The sequence below is a fragment of the Streptomyces sp. NPDC101166 genome, assembly GCF_044768125.1.
Taxonomy (GTDB): domain Bacteria; phylum Actinomycetota; class Actinomycetes; order Streptomycetales; family Streptomycetaceae; genus Streptomyces.
In genome coordinates this window covers 1-1,412 of the sequence record NZ_JBIWPF010000127.1, presented here as the reverse complement: position 1 = coordinate 1,412, position 1,412 = coordinate 1, and the positions used below count along the sequence as shown (strand labels likewise).

The following is a 1,412-nucleotide window of genomic DNA, read 5'->3' as shown; positions in this document are numbered from 1 at the left end:
CCTTCCCCGGGCTCCACGTCCGAAGCCGATTACGTCGTCGTTGGCGCGGGCAGCGCCGGCGCGGTCCTGGCCGGGCGCCTCGCGCAGGCCGGCGCGAGCGTGATCCTGTTGGAGGCCGGGCGCAAGGACAACTCCCAGCTGGTCACCCGCCCCGGCATGATCTCGATGGTTCACACCGTCCCGCAGCTGAAGAAGCTGGTGACCTGGAAGCAGTACTCGGTCCCGCAGAAGCACGCCAACGACCGCAAGATCCCGATGACCCGCGGCAAGGTGCTCGGCGGCTCGTCCTCGGTCAACGGCATGCTCTACGTGCGCGGCAACAAGGCCAACTTCGACTCCTGGGCCGCCGAGGGCAACAAGGGCTGGTCCTACGACGAGGTCCTGCCCGCCTACAAGCGCCTGGAGAACTGGGTCGACGGCGCGGACGACTACCGCGCCACCGGCGGCCCGATCGAGGTGACCCGCCCGCGCGAGATCACCCCGATGGCCGAAGAGTTCATGACCGCCGCCTCCGAGACCCTCGGCGCGCCGATCATCAAGGACTACAACGGCGAGTCGCAGGAAGGTCTGTCGATCTTCCAGCAGTCCGTCAAGGACGGCGTCCGCTACAGCTCCTCGCGCGGCTTCATCACGAACATGCCGAACTCGCACATGACCGTGCTCACGCACGTGCACGCCACCCGCGTGGTGATCGAGAACGGCCGCGCCACCGGCGTCGAGATCGCCGAGAAGAACGGCACCCGCCGGATCGTGAAGGCCGCCAAGGAGGTCATCGTCTCCGGTGGTGTGATCGGCTCCCCGCAGCTGCTCATGCTCTCGGGCATCGGCCCGGCCGCGCAGCTGCGCGAGCACGGCATCGAGGTCGTGGCGGACCTGCCGGTCGGCCAGAACCTGCACGACCACCTGTTCGTGCCCATGACCTTCGTGTCCAAGAAGGCCATCCACCGCGGCATCCCGACCTACTTCGCGCGCGGCATCCTCAAGGAGATGCGCAACCCGGGCAGCTCCTTCATGGGCCGCACGGTCTTCGAGGCCGCCGGCTTCGTCAAGACCAAGTTCGCCGAGGGCGACCACCCGGACATGCAGATCCACACCCTGCCGTGGAGCTACCCGACGCCCAACCAGGATGCCGACAAGCTGCACCTGGTGGACCGCCGCCCGGCCTTCACCATCATGCCGTCGCTCATCTACCCGAAGAGCCGCGGCGAGATGAAGCTGGCCTCGGCGGACCCGTTCGCCTCGCCGCTCATCGACCCGGGCTACCTGACCGACCCGTGGGACACCGAGTTCCTGGTCGAGGGCATCAAGATGATCAAGGAGATCATGTCGCACGCGAGCATCGCGGGCGACTGGACCGAGAACTTCTTCCCGGGCCAGCAGTGGGCGGACGAGACCGCGCTGCGCCGCGAGCT

General features: G+C 67.8%; 1 protein-coding gene. It reads left to right on the top strand.

The features are described 5' to 3' along the window. On the top strand, positions 1-1,412 hold a 1,412-nt coding region (locus tag ACIRS4_RS36995), incomplete at both ends, for a GMC family oxidoreductase (RefSeq protein WP_404204469.1).